We start from the raw sequence: 17636 nt of genomic DNA, 5'->3' as shown, positions 1-17636 counted from the left end.
CTGCAACGTACCCTGCATGGTCTCACCAGGCCGACGCAAGCCCAACAACCGAAAAAGCCGCGGAAACCAAGTGGTTTCCGCGGCTTTCGTGGTCGGGATGACAGGATTTGAACCTGCGACCCCGTCCATCAAAAGCCCTGATCACGATTGGTTTCGAGGCCATACGGATGACTACGGTTCCCTGGTGTTGGTTAGGGATGTGGCGTTGCGCCAGTTCCGAGTGTAGCCGGTTGGTTCAGGGTCGTCACTGTTGATTTCCATAGGTTCTGCGTGGCCTGCGAGATCGAGGAGTCGTCGACTCAGCTTCTACCTTCGCCGCCAGCCCAACCTGCTCGATTGTCTCCCGTGCAGCGCAAGTTGCGCGCTCAAGACTGTTCAGTCGATCCAGGAGCGCCGCTCGCCGCTCATCCGGATCTGAGTTACTAGCGATCATCCGGCCAAGAACAGCACGAAGTGCTTCGTCCGCTTCACTATCACCCAGAAGACCTGCGTAAGACAGCCACGCTTCCTCATCATTTCCCGCATGCAATTGGAGTTCCGTGAGCAGGGCTGAGGATACAGCACCTGCCGCCGCACCAACGGCGACGAGGTCTTGCGCGATACGCGCGAAGTCACCATTCACTGGAGGGCTATCGTCGTCAGCTGGAGCACCAAATGGGTAGCCAGTACCAAGACGATCCATGCGATCGATAGCCCGAAGTATCTCTGCGTAGCGAAGGTATGGTTGGCGTCTGAGCGGCGCAGAGGCGCGATGAGCCCAGAGACGCAGCACGATTTCAGTGATCATCGCGTCGTCCGCGTCCGGATCCGATGAAGTTTTACGCCCCTCCAATAGATCGCTTAGGTGATGAGCCATCCAGCGACCCAGAGTATCAGTATCGTCTAGCTCTGCAGCTAAAGCCCTACCCAGTCTGAGGACGTCCTTGGTAATCAACCCAGCCTCGCCCGGAGCGGTATTCGAAGACTCGGAAGTTGTGCTCATGACTGTCCAATCTATCCTCGCGTAACTCTCGTCTCCACTGATCGTTAAGCCGTCGGTCTATTGAAACGACCGCCACAAGTGCAAGCCGCTGCGTTGCCAAGAGCACGTCCAGGTGGTCATACGTCGCTACGAGCCGAGACCCTGATCGTCCTCGATTTTGATATCCATGATCATCCCATGCCTCTGCCCACGCAACCGGACTGTTGTCACCATCGCACCAAGTCACACGGGGCGGACGGTTATCTTCAATCACACCTACGAGTTCGGCATCAAGATGTGGCGGAGGATACCTGAGGTTGCCGACCGCGAGGTCATGCTTGTCGAGCCCTTCGCGGCCGTCAATGAGACGCACCCATGGTCGTAGCACGTAAGGGGCCGATTGGCTCTGGCTGCCAATGTCTCCGAAGGGATCTCCGTCATCATCTTCGTGACACTCTTGCACTGTCGGCACTCGAAAATCCCAGAAGTCCCGATCCAGTTGCAGAGCACGAGCGTAGGCCGAGGCCAACTCAGCCGGAACCAGAACCGTTTGGACTTTCACACTTTCGGAACGCGTGTAGTCAGAGCTGTCATAGTCAGCCCAGCAAACGAATCTCGCATTAGAGATGTGTAGGTGAGGCATGAAGTCTTCCCCTCGAATACTCCGCTCCCAAAGCTCGTCACTGCCGTTCTCTTCGAGGGGAGGGACAGGGGGCGCCATTCGCGTCTCGCTCACCCAATAGCCGTCGGCACGAACAATTCGATGCTCACGAAGCCAATGCGTGAACTCATCTTCGTCGCTCCCTTCATGCTGCTGCGCCGGGTACGTTTCAGCGATTGAGCCAGCGACACTCATCAGCGCATGCAGTGAAAGGTAGTGGTCGAGGTCATGCACGGGAGGATTCGCGTATCGGTCATAAGTCTCTCCTTCCTGGAAGACCTTCATTGTGTGCCGCACGTCCTCATCTAGCGACCCTCTTTCTTCTCTCCGCCAAGTCTGAGTGATGAGATCGCTCACATCGCGTTCTACCTGTTCCCGATCCAAACCGAAGGCATCAGCGACGTCGTGGATCTGGCTCTCGCGAAAGTCCCAGTCGAACTTGTAGTTAACATCGGGTCGGTTGTAGTGGTCGCGGCCTCGATGGCTCCATTCGGTACGGACTGGTGAGACCGGCGGCCACATGGGTAGCTCGTCCCCATTCAGGACAGCAACAATTTCCTGAGCGAGGGGGCTAAGTATCGCGTGAACAGGGCCGCCTGTCACACGCTTGAGAAACGGTTCAAATCTTCGGACACCTTCGCGCAGGTCAGTGTCGATGACGGCGCGGCGTAACGCGAGTAGGAGGAACCAGTCAGCGTGCAGCGCATAGAACTCGAACGCAGGGTCACCGGAGTCTCCTGCTCCTCCGACCTGCGCGAGTGCACTCAACTCAGTTAATACTTCGTTCTGATTGAGCCGTATGAGACCTACGACGGAGAATGCGGCGTCCCAACGAGTGGCAGTCGCCGGGTCAGCGAGTGCGCCCCACACCAGTCTCGCAATGGTGGAAGCGATCGAACTTGCCACACCTGGCACATCAACCGGCGGCAGCTCAATGGATGTCGCCTCTACTACCGAGTCGAACTGTTCCAGGGCGTCGTCCAGGAGCGTAAGCGTTGCTTGAGATCCAGCAAGTTTAGCGAGGTGGATAGTCATCGCGTAGTAGCCGTCGACAGAAGTGGGCTCTTCCAATTGTGCCCAAGCTTCGAAAATGTCCTCTCTCACATTCGATACTGATCGGCCGAGCAGTTGCGCAACTTTCGATAGCGGCAGGGCTTGATACGTGGATGTCGCCACGTCGTGAGAGAACCTCGTGACCAACTGTTGGATCGTATCAATGGTTGCGCGGCGTTCTGGCACCGATACGTTTTGGAGCGAGTGAAGTGTTTTGATTGCGGATCGCGCCAGACCGGAATTGTCAACGACCTCGACGAGAGTTCTAATGATGGCCGACCGATCGTTGGAAGCCATAGCAGGAAGCGCAATTGGAAAGACCTCTGATCCATCGAGACCGTTCTTCCAAGTAGACAGACCGAACGCGTGCCGCCATCTGTCGGCGTCACGGTAGTTAAGCTTCGCAAGCTCTTGCCTGATGTCTCGCGCCCGTTGCTCGCGTGCGCGCTTCTCGGCTTTTGATTCCGAGTACTGAGGGTTGGAATAGGCACGGTGTCCGTTCGAGGGTCGAAATTTCAGATCATGACCCAAAGCGTTGGCAAACATGCAAAGTTCTTGATCGGAGTCAGGTGACACGCCCCTCCTATGGAGCACCGATACGGCGTGCCCGAAAGCAGATTCAGCCTGATCGCTCGACACTCCCGCGATGAGTCGACCGACCGGCGCTCGGTGCAAAGCGGCGATGGCGAGGGCGACTTCGGAGTGTGAGCGAAGTGCATCGTCATCCCGATCCAGGAGACCATCAAAAGATTGTTCGAGGGTCGCGATACGCCTATCTCGCCAACGGGATGCGATGTCGATTGCCACGACCGGATTCATCGCTGCGATGGCACGAACGGACTCGGCGGGACTGAGTTCAAGCAGGGTCGCGCGCTGGATTCCTTCGCTTGCTCGCGCAAATGCGATTGCCTGCGCGACAGTGGGACGAGCTGGCGCGGCGAGGACAGCGATCTCGCTGGTCGCCCGCCACTGCAGATGAATTTCGTCTCCAATGAGATCGGCAGCGTCCAGCGCTTCGAGAAAATAGGCGCGAGCGTTGTCCGGCTCGAGGGTCCAGCAGATCCGGGCGAGATCGACGTACAGCGCAGTCTTTGCGGCGGCCCCCTCCACGTAAGATCGCGATCGGGTTTCCAAGATCCTGACCAGCTGCTCCGTGATCGCCCGCCTTTTCGGAGATTGATAACGGAGTGACCTAGCCGCCCGGATGAGCGCAGGGTCTCCGAGAATGACCCCATTAGCATCAAGCCATTGGGTCACCGAGGTAGGTGCAAGTCGTCCGCGAGCGGAGAGACTTGTCTGAATCCTAAGCAACCACTTTGCATGAAGCCGTGGCGGTTCATGACTAGCCATTTTTTGCTTCAGGCTTGTTCTGAGTGCGGCGAGATCGACCGGCTTCCCTAGAACCGAATTTGCCCACGCGTTGAGCCAGGGAATCGTGGGGACGATGTTGATTCGGTATTCTCGGGTCTCTCGATCTGAGGTCGACTCGATCGACAACTTCTTCTTTACTGCATTCGACGCGAGCGAGTCGGTGTCAAGCGCCGAACCTGCTAACGCAGCTGCGAGGGCGGAGCCAAAGGCGTACGTCAAGCGATCGCGATGATGCGCATTCCCTAGGTACTTTGGGATTTGAGCAGGAAGGTGCCTCAAAAGAACTCGAAGTGCAACTTCTTCTGAGATCTCTTGCTTCTCTAGAGCAAGGACTACTACTGCCAGGATTGCGCCGAGCGCAGCGTCTTCGTCATCGCGATCCTCGATTGGGAATGGTGCTCTGGACCGCTTAAGTATCGCTGCAACATGCCGAGCCGACGCGCTGCTCAACGCGAGATCGCAAATCCACATCTCCTGACAACAGGCAAGGGCCGCGAGCCGATGGCTAGTTGATTGAAGGAACTGATCGAGAACCGCTGGATTCCCTTGATCCAGAAAACGACTCGCCACAATCCGCATCGACGGAAAATGGACCCAATCGCGGAATCGGCTTAGCTCTTCCTCCAGCCCCGCGGGACCTTGAAGAATCAAGCGTCCGAGGAGAACATTTGCGATGTCACTCATGCTGATTCTCGGCAGATCATCCTGCCCGTCAGTCTGCCTGGAGTATGAGATCATCCATTCATGAGCGCTACGCATTCTCCCGAGCGCTGCACCTCGTGAGTCGGGCCGCATGGCAAGTAGTAACCCCTCGCGTGCCAAATTAAATCCAGGGTCACCCATAGCGAGCGAGCGCGATGCCACGTAGCGATCGGCCATCTCAAGATCGAGCGCGAAGCCTGCAAGGTCGCAATTCTCCGATATCACCCGGTCGCGAACAGTACTGGCTTCACTCAATCTACCGGCCCGAAGCGCCAGCCTGGACGCACTGCCCCACTCACGAAGCGCGATAGCGGCTCGAAGCGCATAGAGCGTGCGATTCTTTGCCACTTCTTTCCCCTCAGTCACACTCGTGGAAGGAAGAGCTCGATCGGCAAGAGCAAGGTCGATAAGACTGCTGTACCGACTGCTCTCCCAAAGCAACTGTGGGAGAGCAGATGCAAGGTAGAAATTGTCACTCGCAAGCCTTTCCACCTTCGCGACGATCTGATCAAGAGCGTTCGCATCGGGCATGAGATGTCGTCGAAAGTAGGTCTCCGTCGGTTCGTCGCGGAAGTGCAACGTCTCGCCGACACGCTGAACGGAGAACGGTAACTCGGTAAGGAAGCTCCCGACAAGCGAGGTTGGCACACCAGCTATCTCAGCCACCGTTTCGATACGGATCACTGGGCGGAGACTTGCGAGTACCGCACAAATCATGTCAATCTGGTTAGCACGTTGCCCATATGAGTCTCGGACATTGGCGAGGGTTGACCGGATCAATTCGTCCAGCGCTTCGGTTGCCGATGTCAGCCTGAACCCTGCGAGATTCTTAAGAACATGAGCCACGGATGTGCCAGCACTGATGGCAAAGGCTTGGACACGCGCATTCCCCCAGGTAGCCTCGCAAAACTCCGCCGCTTGCACGGCCGTAACTACCGCAAACTTCTGGGCTAGTAACTCTTTACTCTCCACCACGGTGAACGGGGCGAGTGAAAGGGAACGTATTTGCGGAGGTACGGAGAGCGATTCGATACGCTCGGTTCGCGCGGTCAACACGATCCTCACGTTGTCGGGCATCGTCTCCCGCAATAGATCGGGCGCAAAAGATGCCGAACCGATCTGAGCCTCAGCTGCCATGACTGAGTTGTCCGCCGCATCGACCACAATGATCAAGCGCTTCCCTCGGAGGTCAAGGGTCGCTGCTGCTTCGCGCACGCGAACCAGGAACGCACGCATGTATTGTGTACTGTCTGCCGCTGTGGTGGGCACCAACGGCTCACACAGATTTCTCGTCGCTAGCTCGTTGGCGATCTGGGTGAGACCGCGCCGATGGTCATGCCGCAGTTGACTCACCTCACGGTAGCTACCACCTGCGAAGCAGTCGAACACCACTACCTCGTCGTCTTGACATTTGCTCGCTGCCAACCAAGCTGAAAATGAGGACTTTCCGACTCCACCAGCTGCGTGCACAATCGTCGCCCCCGGCGCATTGATGATGCGCTCCCTGAGCTCCTTGTACGCAACTCTCTCAATAAGACCCGTTGCATCAAACGCGCTGGGCGCAGGCAGGAGATCGCTCTCATCTACCTTCAACGCCAACAGCACATCCGCACGACGGATCGGAGGGTGGGCATCGGTACTTGCTCGGTCGGCGACGACTTCCTTTAGCCGGAGCATTAAGTCAGAATTCGCCGCAACCAGGTAGCTGCCGCTATCGCGCGCTAGAGAATCCACCTGCTCAAGAACACCGACCTCCGTGTCATCGAACTCCAGGCGCTCGAGAAAAGCACTCGCCTTCGCACCAAGGTGCGCAACGTACGTTTGCAGAGCTCTTGAGGACGGATTCGCCGGCTCGCTGGCAGCGACACGCCGCAAGGCATCCCTTGCCGACGACGCGATGGGGCGATTAGTCACGATTCGAAATCGCATTTGATCTATCGAGATCGAACCAGCGTCGAGCAGGTCTTGGCAGACTGTTGCAAATCGGGAGATCACATCTTCAAAATCAGAGATGGTCCACTCTGTGGTCAGCCGACGAGTCGAATGCTTCAACTGGCTGTAGATCACACGCTGTGGCGCTTCAGATGTGAAATACTCGGCTACGTCGATTACCTCGTCAGCGTCTGTCTCACGATCCGAGGGCGAACGCCCCTCAACCACTATTTCGGTACGTGTCGTTCCGGGGCGCAATAGTTCCAGCGTCTTGCGCGCCGCCCAGTAGTAGTGAAACTTGTCCCCGGCTCGGCTAGGAGCGAGAAGGTCGACCTTGGTCATGGCTTTTTCCTGATCATCGTCAGCGGCTGATCTTGGATTGTTGGCATGCCGCTAAACTCACCATACAGACCACCGAGCAGGTAGATGCTTTGCTCTCATCCTTGAGTGCGGCCCATTCCGGTCAAGTCACGCGTTCGCCCCAGTAGAGATGTCCTTGCTGCACGTCGAGGCAGCAAGCCCACCGAGAAGAGCCCTCGCTGTTTCTCATGGCTGCAGGCAGCCTCGCGACCTTCTTGATGAAGCTGGCCGCACGAGCAACTCTCAAGTCACGCAGCAGCAGTCCACTGAGCAGGAAGAAGCACAAACTTCTCCCACCCTCTCGTAGAGCCGTCAACGGCGTGCTCGATCGGCGACACAAAACCGCATCTGCAAGACGCGTGGTAGCTCAGAAGGCAGGGTGGGTAGGCCTGGTGAACTGTCTGGGGTATCCGTATCGAAGGATGGATGAGGGCGGCTCGGCGTACAACTGTGAAGTGACCAGCTCGGTACTAGGAAGTCGTCGATTCGAGGAGCAAGATGACCAGCCCTCGGGATACCGAGACATCGCACCTCGAATCGCTGGTCCTCCCGACACCATTCCACCCGACCTGTTATTGCCGCGAGCAAGCTCAGCACCGGCACCTCGCCTCTACGAACGAAGACCGGGCACCGCGTGGTCCTGGGAGAGAATGGATACGCAGCCGCTGAAAGGAGACCTGATGTCCGCTGTCACATCTTCTGGAACTCTCACGGTCGGCATGGTCTCTGACTTAGTCGGTGTCAGCGTGCGAACGCTGCACCACTGGGATCAGATCGGGTTGGTTCCTCCGACCTCTCGGACGAGCGCTGGCTACCGCAGCTATACGGCCGAGGATGTTAGCCGTATCCATCGAGTCCTCGTGTACCGGGAGCTCGGGTTCAGCCTCTCCGCGATTACGGAGCTCCTGGACGATCCCGACCTCGACGAGGTGCAGCATCTGCGTGAGCAACAGCGCCTCCTTCGCACGCAGATCGCCGAGTTGCAGCGCACTGCGGAAGCCGTGGACCAGGTGCTGGCTCGGAGAGAAGCCGGCGTCACACTCACCGCGCAGGAACAGGCTGAGATCTTCGGCAGAGGCTGGCGTCAAGATTGGGCAGATGAAGCGCAGGAGCGTTGGGGCGAGTCTGAACAATGGAAGCAGTTCGAAGCGAACGCTGCCGCTTTCACCGCAGATGAGCGGTTTGCTGTGCAGCAGACTGGCGAAGCATTGCACAAGGAGATGGCCGAGGCGAAGCGTTCCGGAGTGCTCTCCTCGAGCCCAGAGGCTGTTGCGCTTGCCGAACGGCATCGGGCCATGATTGGTGCGCTCTACACTTGCACCCCGTCAATGCACGCGCTACTCGGACGGATGTACGTTGAAGATCCTCGCTTCCGAGGCACAATCGACACGACCGAACCTGGTCTGAGCGTGTGGCTGCAAGATGCGATCTATGCGGCTGCCCGCGCACACGGTATCGACCCTGCTGCGGCAGTCTGGGCATAGCCCAACCACTGCGGATTTGACCCTCACGCTGCGTGAGGCCGGACGCTGGATGCATGACCCCTGGTACCTTCCTCGACGAGGCATCCGCACCGGCACTGTCCGCCGCGGTTATTGATGATGCTCGTCATCCTGCAGTCAGGAGGGTCGCTGACGTGCTGCGTTCCCGAGCGCCGAGGGCACGGACGATCCTGATCGATGACGAAGAGAACATCGTCCAAGCGGTCCGCGCTGGCGTCGAGATCATCACTCTTTACTTCTCAGCGGACCTGACTGAAGATGCCAGCAGGAGTCGGTTGGTGGGATCCGCCGCCGATGTCCGAGTGCTCAGCCGTGAGGTACTGCGAGGGCTGTTCGCTGGCGAAAAGCAGAGCCGCATGTTTGCTCTCGCCCGCGCGCCGAAAGCAGCTTCCTGGCGCTCCCTTTCTACAAGGGGAGGTGATTTGCTGGTGCTCGATGGGGTGCGAATCCCCGGGAATATCGGCGCGATATTAAGGTCCGCTTCCGCTTTTGGCGCCGCCGGTGTTGTGCTGCTCCACAGTGGACTGACCTCAATCTATGACCGTCGTCTGATTCGCTCGAGTCGTGGGCTCGTCTTCACCATTCCAGTGATGACCTGCACTCACGGTGACCTCGCGGCGTTCCTGCATACTGAGCAGATCCCGCTCGCAGCGCTGACTGCCGATGCCAATGATTCACTCGATGCAATCAACCAAGTGCCAACCCGACTCGCGATCCTAATGGGCTCCGAACGTACTGGGCCGTCCGACGTACTCGCTCACAAAGCGAAATACAGGTATGGCGTACCGATGATGCCGGGCGTGGAGTCTCTCAATGTGTCGGTTGCCGCGGGGATCGCTTTACACGAACGCCACCGAAGCCTCGGGAGACGTAACTTCGGTGGATGATAGACCGCCACCGAATGATCTCACTCCTGAAACGAAGCCGAATGTTGGAGAGATTGAGTTCAGCCGGCAAGGACGGCGCTGCGTGAGTGTGTCGCAGGATCCCCGAACGGTGTAGAGCAATGTGGCCGGTGGGAAGCGGTGCGCACCTATCCGGCGACGACCCTCAAGTTTCCGAAAGGATCACGGAGCGCGACCATGCAGCGCCACCCCTCAGCACTCACCCAGTGGATGAAGACCCTGCTCGGTGTCAGCTCAGAGCGGAGATATGCGGTGCCGTCGAATCGACGGCACCTAGTGGGCGGGCCAACGCTGTCGAGTCGATTCGACCCCACCGCGTGACTCCGAATTCGGTGGTGCCGAATCGGCACCACCGGGGATCGCTGGCAAAGGCGATATCTTTCAACGACCTCAACTATCGAAGCCTCTGGACCCTGTAACTCCGATTGATGAAGATCGCTAGATCAGAAGCCCACCGAGTACCACGAGTCCAAGGTTGCTTTCGCGAGGCGATCCAACTTCTCCCGCCGGCTTCTACGGTTTCGCAAACGCCCGCTCGAGAATCCGCGCTGTGGCAGGGTCGACCATTTCGTTTCGACGGATGTAGTGCTGGATCGTGATGCGCGGGTCGGTGTGACCGAGCAACTCAGCAGCGAGTTCGGTGCTCGCCTCGCCATTGATCGCAGTGGCGACGGTGCGCCGGAACGTATGCGGGGTGATCCCGCTGAGTCCAGCGAATGAGAGCGCCTGCCGAAGCTGGCGACGCACATTCGCAGGCGTGAGCGGAGTTCCCTCCCTGCTGCAGAAGAGCAACGCTTCAGACGATGGATCGGTGAGCTTGCTCAATCGACTGCGCACCGCTTCGGCGGTGAACGAGGGCACGGCGGTGGTGCGCCGCGACTTCGAGGTCTTCGGGTGATCCTGCCGTTGAACGAGTTCGCCTTTGGGTGTAATGATCGTGCCGGAGATCGACATCAGCGGCTCTGTGGTGGTCATGTCGATGTCCATGCGACGGAACGCGAGGGCTTCGCCGATACGCGCTGAGGTTCCGAGAAGTACCTCGACGATCTGCCCCAACTGTCCGTCCGGTTTCGGGCCGGAAGAGGAAAGGCCCGTCTCCCAGTGCGCGATTGCCGCTCGGCAAGCGTTCACCTCGGTCGGCGTCATTGCATCGGGGGTTGCCTGCGGTCGCCGCAATCGCGCAATGCTATCCATGGGGTTGCGGGGCAACACCTCGTGCCGGACGGCCAGACCGAACGCGAGCCGGAGCACATTGCGGGCCTGCTTCGCCCGGTTAGGGCTCTTGCGCGCAAGTTTCTTGATGAGGCGGTCGCAGCGGGCGACCCCGATCTCGCGAAGGGTGAAGTCCTTGAACGCCGGCGTCACGAGTGTGCGCATGTTGCGTTCGTAGAGATCCTTCGTGCCCCTCGACAGGTGATCATCGAGTGCGAGGTCTTCGAGCCAGTACGTCACAAGCGCCGGGAACGGACTGTCAGGGGTGAGCAGCGTTGATGTGGGTTGGAACTCGCTTCGGGCGGCGAGCTTCGCCTTGAGTGCTGTCTCAGCAGCCTTCTGCGTGGCGGCCGTGGCCTGGACGAGGCGCGTGGCTCCGTCCCAGTCACGGAAGTTCGCACGAGCCTGCACGTTCTCGCGTTTGCCTGCGACGAACCAGATGTCCCCGAAAGTGCCGATGGGAAGACGAGGGCGACTCATCGAGCTACCCCCGATCCGAACTCGGAGTACCTGGCGTAGCTTCGCGTTGTTCCTCCATCCAGGCACGCACGTCGGAGAGTGCGAACTTCAGGCGTTTTCCGAAGCGATAGGCGCGGGGCCCGAGCCCACGAGTGCGCCAGTCGTAGATCGTGGAGAGCGGCACGCCGAGATACTCGGCAAGCTCCGTGATGTCGAAGAGCGGTTCGAGACCGGGGTGCGAAGGAGGCGTGGCTGTCATGGAGATCAGGTGCGCTGTGTCGGCACCGATGACGAGCAATCAGCAGCAACCGCAGACAGTCAGAAGGCTGACCCGCCGAGGATGCTACGAGGAGCAGTTCTACATGGGTTTTACGTGGCCGGTTCAAGTTCTACAACCTAAAAAGTCGCGGAAACCGTGAGGTTTCCGCGACTTTCGTGGTCGGGATGACAGGATTTGAACCTGCGACCCCGTCGTCCCGAACGACGTGCGCTACCAAGCTGCGCCACATCCCGATTGCGCCGAGGCGCAGGGAACAGCTTAGCGTGCTCCGGGGCGCAAACGGAAATCGGGTCGTTCGGGCGTGTGGCGCATGGGAGACTGGAGCAATGCTTGCCCAACCGCTGCCCGACCTGATCGCTTTCGACCTCGACGACACCCTCGCGCCGTCCAAGTCGCCGCTCGAGCCCCGCATGCTCGCCGTGTTCGAACGGCTGCTGGACCGCACCTCGGTCGCGGTCATCTCGGGCGGCAACTTCGAGCAGTTCGAGAACCAGCTCGTCTCGCAGCTCGGCGACGCCGCGGAGGACGCCCTCGAGCGCCTGCACCTGCTCCCCACCTGCGGTACGCGCTACGAGCGCCGCAGCGCCGGCGCCTGGCAGACCGTCTACCGCGAGGACCTCACCCCCGAACAGCGCGACGCCGCCTTCGTCGCGCTCCGCGAGGAGGCCGAACGCCTCGGCCTCTGGGAGGCGAAGCCCTGGGGTGAGATCCTCGAGGATCGCGGCTCGCAGGTCACCTTCTCGGCCCTCGGCCAGCGGGCCCCCGTCGACGCGAAGCACGCGTGGGATCCCGACGGCACGAAGAAGAACACCCTGCGCGCCGCCGTCGCCGATCGCCTGCCCGACCTCGAGGTGCGCAGCGGCGGATCCACCTCCGTCGACATCACCCGTCGAGGGATCGACAAGGCCTACGGCATGCGCAAGCTCACCGAGCAGACGGGGATCCCCCTCGACCGCATGCTCTTCGTCGGCGACCGCCTCGACCCGGACGGCAACGACTACCCCGTGAAGGCGATGGGCGTGCGCTGCCACGCGGTCACCGGCTGGGAGGACACCGCGCAGTACCTCGAGCAGCTGCTCGCGGAGTAGCCGCGCGTCCGTGGTGCGGTGGCGGGCCGGCGTCCGGTTCGCGCGCCGATCCATCCGCGGCCGGTGCGCTGGCGCGCACTGGCCGCTCCCGCCAGCCCCGCCAGGCGCGCGAACCGGATGCCGGCCCACCACCGCCTTCCCGCGAGCGCGTGCTCTGCTCACAAAACGCAGAAGGGGCGGGATCCTGTTGGATCCCGCCCCTCTGGCGTTGAAGCTCGTTACTCGGCCGCTGCGGCCTCGACCTGCTTCGGCAGCAGCCCGAGCACGGCGCCCGTCTCGGCGAGCGTCTGCGCGGCGAGGGCCGCATCGTGGTTGACGCCCGTGCCGTAGGCCGGGATCTGCGCGAGGAACTCGTCGCGCCAGCGGGCCTCGAACTGCTCGGGGAAGCACTTCTGCAGCACACCGAGCATGGCGTGCACCGCGGTCGAGGCTCCCGGCGAAGCGCCGAGCAGGCCGGCGATGGTGCCGTCGGCGCCCGTGATGACCTCGGTGCCGAACTGCAGCACGCCGCCCTTCTTCGGGTCCTTCTTCATGACCTGGACGCGCTGACCGGCGGTGATCATCTCCCAGTCGCCGCGCTTGGCGGAGGGCATGTACTCGCGCAGGGTCGAGAGCTGCTTCTCGCGGCTCGCCATGAGCTCGGTGAGGAGGTACTTCTCGAGCGAGAACTCGCTGAGGCCGACGCGGATCATGGGCCACAGGTTGTGCAGGCGGATGGAGCCCGGCAGATCCCACCAGGAGCCCTTCTTGAGGAAGTTCGGGCTGAAACCGGCGTACGGCCCGAAGAGCAGGCTCTCCTTGCCGTCGACGATGCGGGTGTCGAGGTGCGGGACCGACATGGGCGGTGCGCCGACCGCGGCCTTGCCGTAGACCTTGGCGCGGTGCTCGCGCACGACCTCGGGGTTGTCGCACTTGAGGAACTTGCCGCTGATGGGGAAGCCGCCGAAGCCCTTGATCTCGGGGATCTTGGAGGACTGCAGGAGCGACAGCGCGCCGCCGCCGGCACCCACGAATACGAAGCGCGCGTTGACGGTGCGCTTGCCGAAGCCGGCACGGTTGCGCACGGTCACGTCCCAGGTGCCGTCGGCACGCCGACGCAGCTTCTTGACCTCGTGCCCCAGGTTGACGGTGACGCCCTGGTCCTCGAGGTGGCCGATGAGCTGGCGGGTGACCGCGCCGAAGTCGACGTCGGTGCCGCTGAGCGAGCGCGTGGCCGCGAAGACCTCGTCCTTGCTGCGGCGCTCGACGAGCATCGGGGTCCACTCGGCGATCTGCTCGGGGTCGTCGCTGAACTCCATGTCGGAGAACAGCGGCTCCTCCTTCAGGAGCTCATAGCGTCGGCGCAGGTAGTCGACGTTCGACTCGCCGCGCACGAAAGTCATGTGCGGGGTCGCGTTGATGAAGCTGGAGGGCTCGCCGAGCACGCCCTGCTTGACCAGCGAGGACCACCACTGGCGGGACAGCTGGAACTGCTCGTTGATGTCGATGGCCTTCGCCGCCGACAGGCTGCCGTCCTTGCCCTCGGGCATGTAGTTGAGCTCGCACAGGGCCGCGTGGCCGGTGCCCGCGTTGTTCCATGCGTTGGTGCTCTCGGTCGCCACCTCGGTGCGCGACTCGAACAGCTCGATGCTCCAGTCGGGCTCGACCTGGGAGATCATGGTGCCGAGGGTGGCGCTCATGATCCCGCCACCGATGAGGACGACGTCTACCGTGTTGTTGCTCACGATCCTCGATTCTACTCCCCGAGCGCGAGCGCTCTCGCCCGTGCGAGGGTTCCGCTGTCGGAATCGACGAGTCTGCGGTATCCGAGTCGCTGCGCCTCGGCGCGCCGCTGCTCGCCGCCGACGACCGGACGGACCTCGCCGGCCAGGCTGATCTCGCCGACAGCGGCGAGTTCGTGCGCCAGCGGCTGGTCGGTGATCGCCGACAGCACCGCCAGCGCGATGGCGAGGTCGGCCGCAGGTTCTGCGAGGCGGACGCCGCCGACCGTGGAGACGTAGACGTCCTTGTCGTGCAGTTTGACCCGGGCACGGCGCTCGAGCACCGCGAGCACCATGGCCACGCGGGCGCTGTCGACGCCGCTGGTGACGCGCCTCGGGTTGGGCGCGGTCGTGCTCGCGACGAGCGCCTGCACCTCGACGGGGATCGCCCGGCGTCCCTCGAGCGCGATCGTGGCGCAGGTGCCGCTGACCGGCTCCGTGCTGCGGCTGAGGAAGAGCCCGCTCGGATCCGGCACCTCCTGGATTCCGCTGCCGCTCATCTCGAAGCAGCCGACCTCGTCGGTCGGGCCGAATCGGTTCTTGAGGGTGCGCAGGAAGCGCAGGGTGGATCGGCGGTCGCCCTCGAAGTGGCAGACGACGTCGACGAGGTGCTCGAGCAGTCGCGGGCCCGCCACGTTGCCGTCCTTCGTGACGTGACCGACGAGGATGACGGGCACACCGTGCTCCTTCGCCACCCGGATCAGCGCCGCAGCGACCTCGCGCACCTGCGCCGGCCCGCCCGCGCCGCCGTCGACCCGGTCGCTCGCGAGCGTCTGCACCGAATCGACGATGACGAGCTCGGGCTGCACCGCCTCGATGTGCCCGAGCACCGTCGCGAGATCGGTCTCGCTGGCGAGGTACAGCGTGTCGTGCAGGGCGCCCGTGCGTTCGGCGCGCATGCGGATCTGCCCGGTGGATTCCTCGCCGCTCGCGTAGAGCACCCGCCCGCCGCGTTCGGCCGCGCGCGCCGCGGCGTCGAGCAGCAGGGTCGACTTGCCGACGCCGGGTTCGCCCGAGAACAGCACCGCGGCGCCCGGCACGATGCCGCCGCCGAGCACCCGGTCGAGCTCGCCGATGCCGGTGGGACGGTGCCGCACGGGCTCGCCGCTCAGCTCGGTGATGGGCCGCGCCTCGCGCCCCGACGCGGGGGCCGAGGCCTGCACCGTACGCGCCAGCGTGGCGCCGGGAGTACCCACGACCTGCACCGTGCCCCACTGCTGGCACTCGCCGCAGCGCCCGACCCACTTGGGTGCGCGCCAACCGCACTCGGTGCACGCGTAGCCGCCGCTCGATTTCGCCATGCGGCGAGCCTATCCGGGACCGCCGACATCGATCCCGGAGACGGCGATGGCGGCCCGTGCGCGATGCACGGGCCGCCATCGGCAGGTCAGGCCGAGACCTCGACGGGCGCCTTCGTCGGCGGACTCGCCGCACGCCCCATCGCTGCCCTCCAGCGATCCTTCACCCCCTGGCTCACCTTCTGCCAGCTGCGGTCGCGGATGAAGATCGAATCGATCGCGATCATCGTCAGCGAGAACCACGGCAGGCCCATGAGCACCGCGATGGCGATGTGGAAGCCGAGGATCCCGAACAGGGCGATGATGCGCGTGGGACGCGACAGCAGCGCGAGCGGGAACGCGACCTGCAGGATGATCGATCCCCAGGAGGCGACCGCGACCATCGGCCCCCAGGTCGTCACCAGGTCGCTGAGCACGGGCCAGGTGCCGAAGCGCATGGTGTGCAGCGGGTTGTAGACCGCGTAGCCCTCCGACCAGGGACTGCCGCTGGCCTTGTAGAGGCCGCCCGACGCGTACACGAACATGACCTGCGCGGTCAGCGCGATCAGCGCGAGGTTGTGCAGGGCGTTCCCGATCTGCCGGGGACCGCTCTCCTCGGCGAACCACTCCCGCTTCGCGCGTCTGCGCGCATCCAGCGACCAGCGGGCGGCAGGATCCGCGAAGAACAGCAGGATCATCGCGATGCGGAACATGTTGTCGCCCTGATCGCCGACCATGTCGTTCGCTTCGATGAAGCCGACCCAGCCGACGAAGAAGATCGGCAGGACGATGCGGAACCGCCATCCCAGGATGAACAGCACCGCGAGCGCCATCAGCGCGACGTAGCAGACCGTGTAGAGCACGGCGTCTCCGGCGACGGCGTGGAACAGGCTGAAGATCCAGATCTTCGGGAAGTCGCTGACGGGCTCGGCGAGCTCCCCGTTCCACGCGGACCCCGGTCCGAAGGTGTACAGACGCGTCGAGAAGTTCGCCAGCAGGAGCCCGAGCCCGGTGACTCCGAACAGGATCCGGGTGACCGCGAGACCGTAGAGGGACTTCTTGCTGACGAGCAGCCAGTTCTCGAAGAACACGAGCCCCTTGCCGATCGTCACGATCGGGGTGCGGACCGCGACGACGATGAGGCTCCAGACGAATGCGCCGAACTGCGCGACCCGGTTCATTTGCTCATCCGTTCGTACTGCGCGCGGAACACGTCCGCGAAGTCCTGATCGCTCTGGCCGGGCTCGGTCACCAGCGGGCGCCAGCCCGGCAGGATCACCGTCGGAGCGGGCCTCTCGGCCTTCGGATCGTTCCGCTGCGCGAACGGGATCACGTTCTGCCGGCTCACGCGATACTGCACGCGCTCGACGCCCTCGCCCCAGATCGCCTTGGCCACCTGAGTCGCGTAGGCGGTCGACATGTGCTCCTGGCCGAGGTAGGTGCTCATCTGGTCCGAGGTCACCGAGACCCCGGAGTTGCCGTTCGCCGCGGCCTTCTCATCGAGCTTGTCGTAGAGGGCCGTCTCCCACTCCGCATTCGAGTAGTCGCCGCCCACGAGCTTCTGCTGGTCCGCGTTGAGCGCGTCGAACGCCGACTTGTAGTTCGACGCGACCTCGCTCGACTGGATCCCCGCTCGGGGCGGGAAGAGGTTGTAGCGGATCATCGAGATCTCGACGTCGGTGGCGCTCACCCAACCCGTCGTGACCTCCTTGCCGTCCTGCTTGATGACGGCGCGCACGTTGAAGTGGTAGTCGCCGTTGATCGGCTCGGGAGCGAACACGCTCCACGACTGCCCGAAGAACGGGATCATGTACGAGGTGAGGAGGTTCCCGGGAACCACCTCACGCGCATTCGCGGAGTAGGGCGCGATCCACAGGAACGACGCGAACACCTGCCAGGCGGTGAGGAGCACCGCCCCCCAGGCGATGACGCGGACCACTGGCTTGCGCTTCTTCCGCGGAGCGCGGATCGACCCGGAATCGGGGGGAGAGTCTGACGCGGATGGCGGTTCTGCATCGCCGCCCTGCCCGGCACGAGTCGGAGTTCCCTCAGACTCCCCGAGCACCTTCTGTTTCACCAAGACCTACAGCTCCTTTCACAGTTCCCTCCCGCG

Annotated in this window: 11 protein-coding genes and 1 tRNA gene; 3 read left to right on the top strand and 9 right to left on the bottom strand. The window is 62.3% G+C overall.

Annotated elements, in window-relative coordinates:
* Positions 1-244: 244 nt before the first annotated feature.
* Entirely contained in the window at positions 245-982 is a 738-nt protein-coding gene (locus ABD169_RS05375) for a hypothetical protein (protein ID WP_344030265.1), read from the bottom strand.
* Positions 903-7022: a MalT transcriptional regulator family protein gene (locus tag ABD169_RS05370; RefSeq protein ID WP_344030262.1), complete on the bottom strand. Its 6120-nt coding sequence runs from the start codon at positions 7020-7022 to the stop codon at positions 903-905. The genes ABD169_RS05375 and ABD169_RS05370 overlap by 80 nt, the downstream gene beginning before the upstream one ends.
* 698 nt (positions 7023-7720) lie before the next feature.
* Here ABD169_RS05370 and ABD169_RS05365 point away from each other — a divergent pair.
* Together ABD169_RS05365 and ABD169_RS05360 are read left to right on the top strand one after the other, a co-directional pair.
* A complete protein-coding gene (locus ABD169_RS05365) occupies positions 7721-8524 on the top strand; it encodes a MerR family transcriptional regulator (protein WP_344030259.1) in 804 nt (267 codons plus the stop codon).
* Between the two features lie 53 nt (positions 8525-8577).
* Complete coding sequence (locus ABD169_RS05360) at positions 8578-9429, top strand: TrmH family RNA methyltransferase (protein WP_344030256.1); 852 nt, start codon at positions 8578-8580, stop codon at positions 9427-9429.
* Between the two features lie 531 nt (positions 9430-9960).
* Here ABD169_RS05360 and ABD169_RS05355 read toward each other — a convergent pair.
* The 3 genes from ABD169_RS05355 to ABD169_RS05345 all read right to left on the bottom strand — a co-directional run bounded on the left by ABD169_RS05355 (position 9961) and on the right by ABD169_RS05345 (position 11631).
* Positions 9961-11139 carry a tyrosine-type recombinase/integrase gene (locus ABD169_RS05355; protein ID WP_344030253.1) on the bottom strand — a complete coding sequence of 393 codons (1179 nt, stop codon included), beginning with the start codon at positions 11137-11139 and terminating at the stop codon, positions 9961-9963.
* A 4-nt stretch (positions 11140-11143) separates the two neighbouring features.
* On the bottom strand, positions 11144-11377 hold the full coding sequence (locus tag ABD169_RS05350) for a helix-turn-helix transcriptional regulator (RefSeq protein WP_344031644.1): 234 nt from the start codon (positions 11375-11377) through the stop codon (positions 11144-11146).
* Positions 11378-11554: 177 nt separating this feature from the next.
* A tRNA-Pro gene (locus ABD169_RS05345) sits at positions 11555-11631 on the bottom strand.
* A gap of 93 nt (positions 11632-11724) precedes the next feature.
* On the opposite strand from ABD169_RS05345, the gene ABD169_RS05340 reads away from it, so the two are divergent.
* Positions 11725-12486 (top strand): HAD-IIB family hydrolase, encoded by a 762-nt coding sequence (locus ABD169_RS05340; RefSeq protein ID WP_344030250.1) that lies wholly within the window; start codon positions 11725-11727, stop codon positions 12484-12486.
* Positions 12487-12704: 218 nt separating this feature from the next.
* Here ABD169_RS05340 and ABD169_RS05335 read toward each other — a convergent pair whose 3' ends face one another.
* The 4 genes from ABD169_RS05335 to ABD169_RS05320 all read right to left on the bottom strand — a co-directional run bounded on the left by ABD169_RS05335 (position 12705) and on the right by ABD169_RS05320 (position 17462).
* Entirely contained in the window at positions 12705-14210 is a 1506-nt protein-coding gene (locus tag ABD169_RS05335; RefSeq protein ID WP_344030247.1) for a malate:quinone oxidoreductase, read from the bottom strand.
* Positions 14211-14221: 11 nt separating this feature from the next.
* The gene (gene radA / locus ABD169_RS05330) at positions 14222-15547 is read right to left on the bottom strand and encodes a DNA repair protein RadA (RefSeq protein WP_344030244.1); all 1326 of its coding nucleotides are present in this window, start codon (positions 15545-15547) and stop codon (positions 14222-14224) included.
* A gap of 86 nt (positions 15548-15633) precedes the next feature.
* Complete coding sequence (locus tag ABD169_RS05325; protein WP_344030241.1) at positions 15634-16704, bottom strand: HTTM domain-containing protein; 1071 nt, start codon at positions 16702-16704, stop codon at positions 15634-15636.
* Complete coding sequence (locus ABD169_RS05320) at positions 16701-17462, bottom strand: DUF5819 family protein (RefSeq protein ID WP_046456145.1); 762 nt, start codon at positions 17460-17462, stop codon at positions 16701-16703. Before ABD169_RS05320 ends, ABD169_RS05325 begins: the two co-directional genes overlap by 4 nt.
* Positions 17463-17636 lie beyond the last annotated feature (174 nt).

The sequence above is a fragment of the Leucobacter iarius genome, from assembly GCF_039530105.1.
Lineage (GTDB): Bacteria > Actinomycetota > Actinomycetes > Actinomycetales > Microbacteriaceae > Leucobacter > Leucobacter iarius.
The sequence above is the reverse complement of the archived record's forward strand: the minus strand, read 5'-3'. Positions and strand labels throughout refer to the sequence as shown.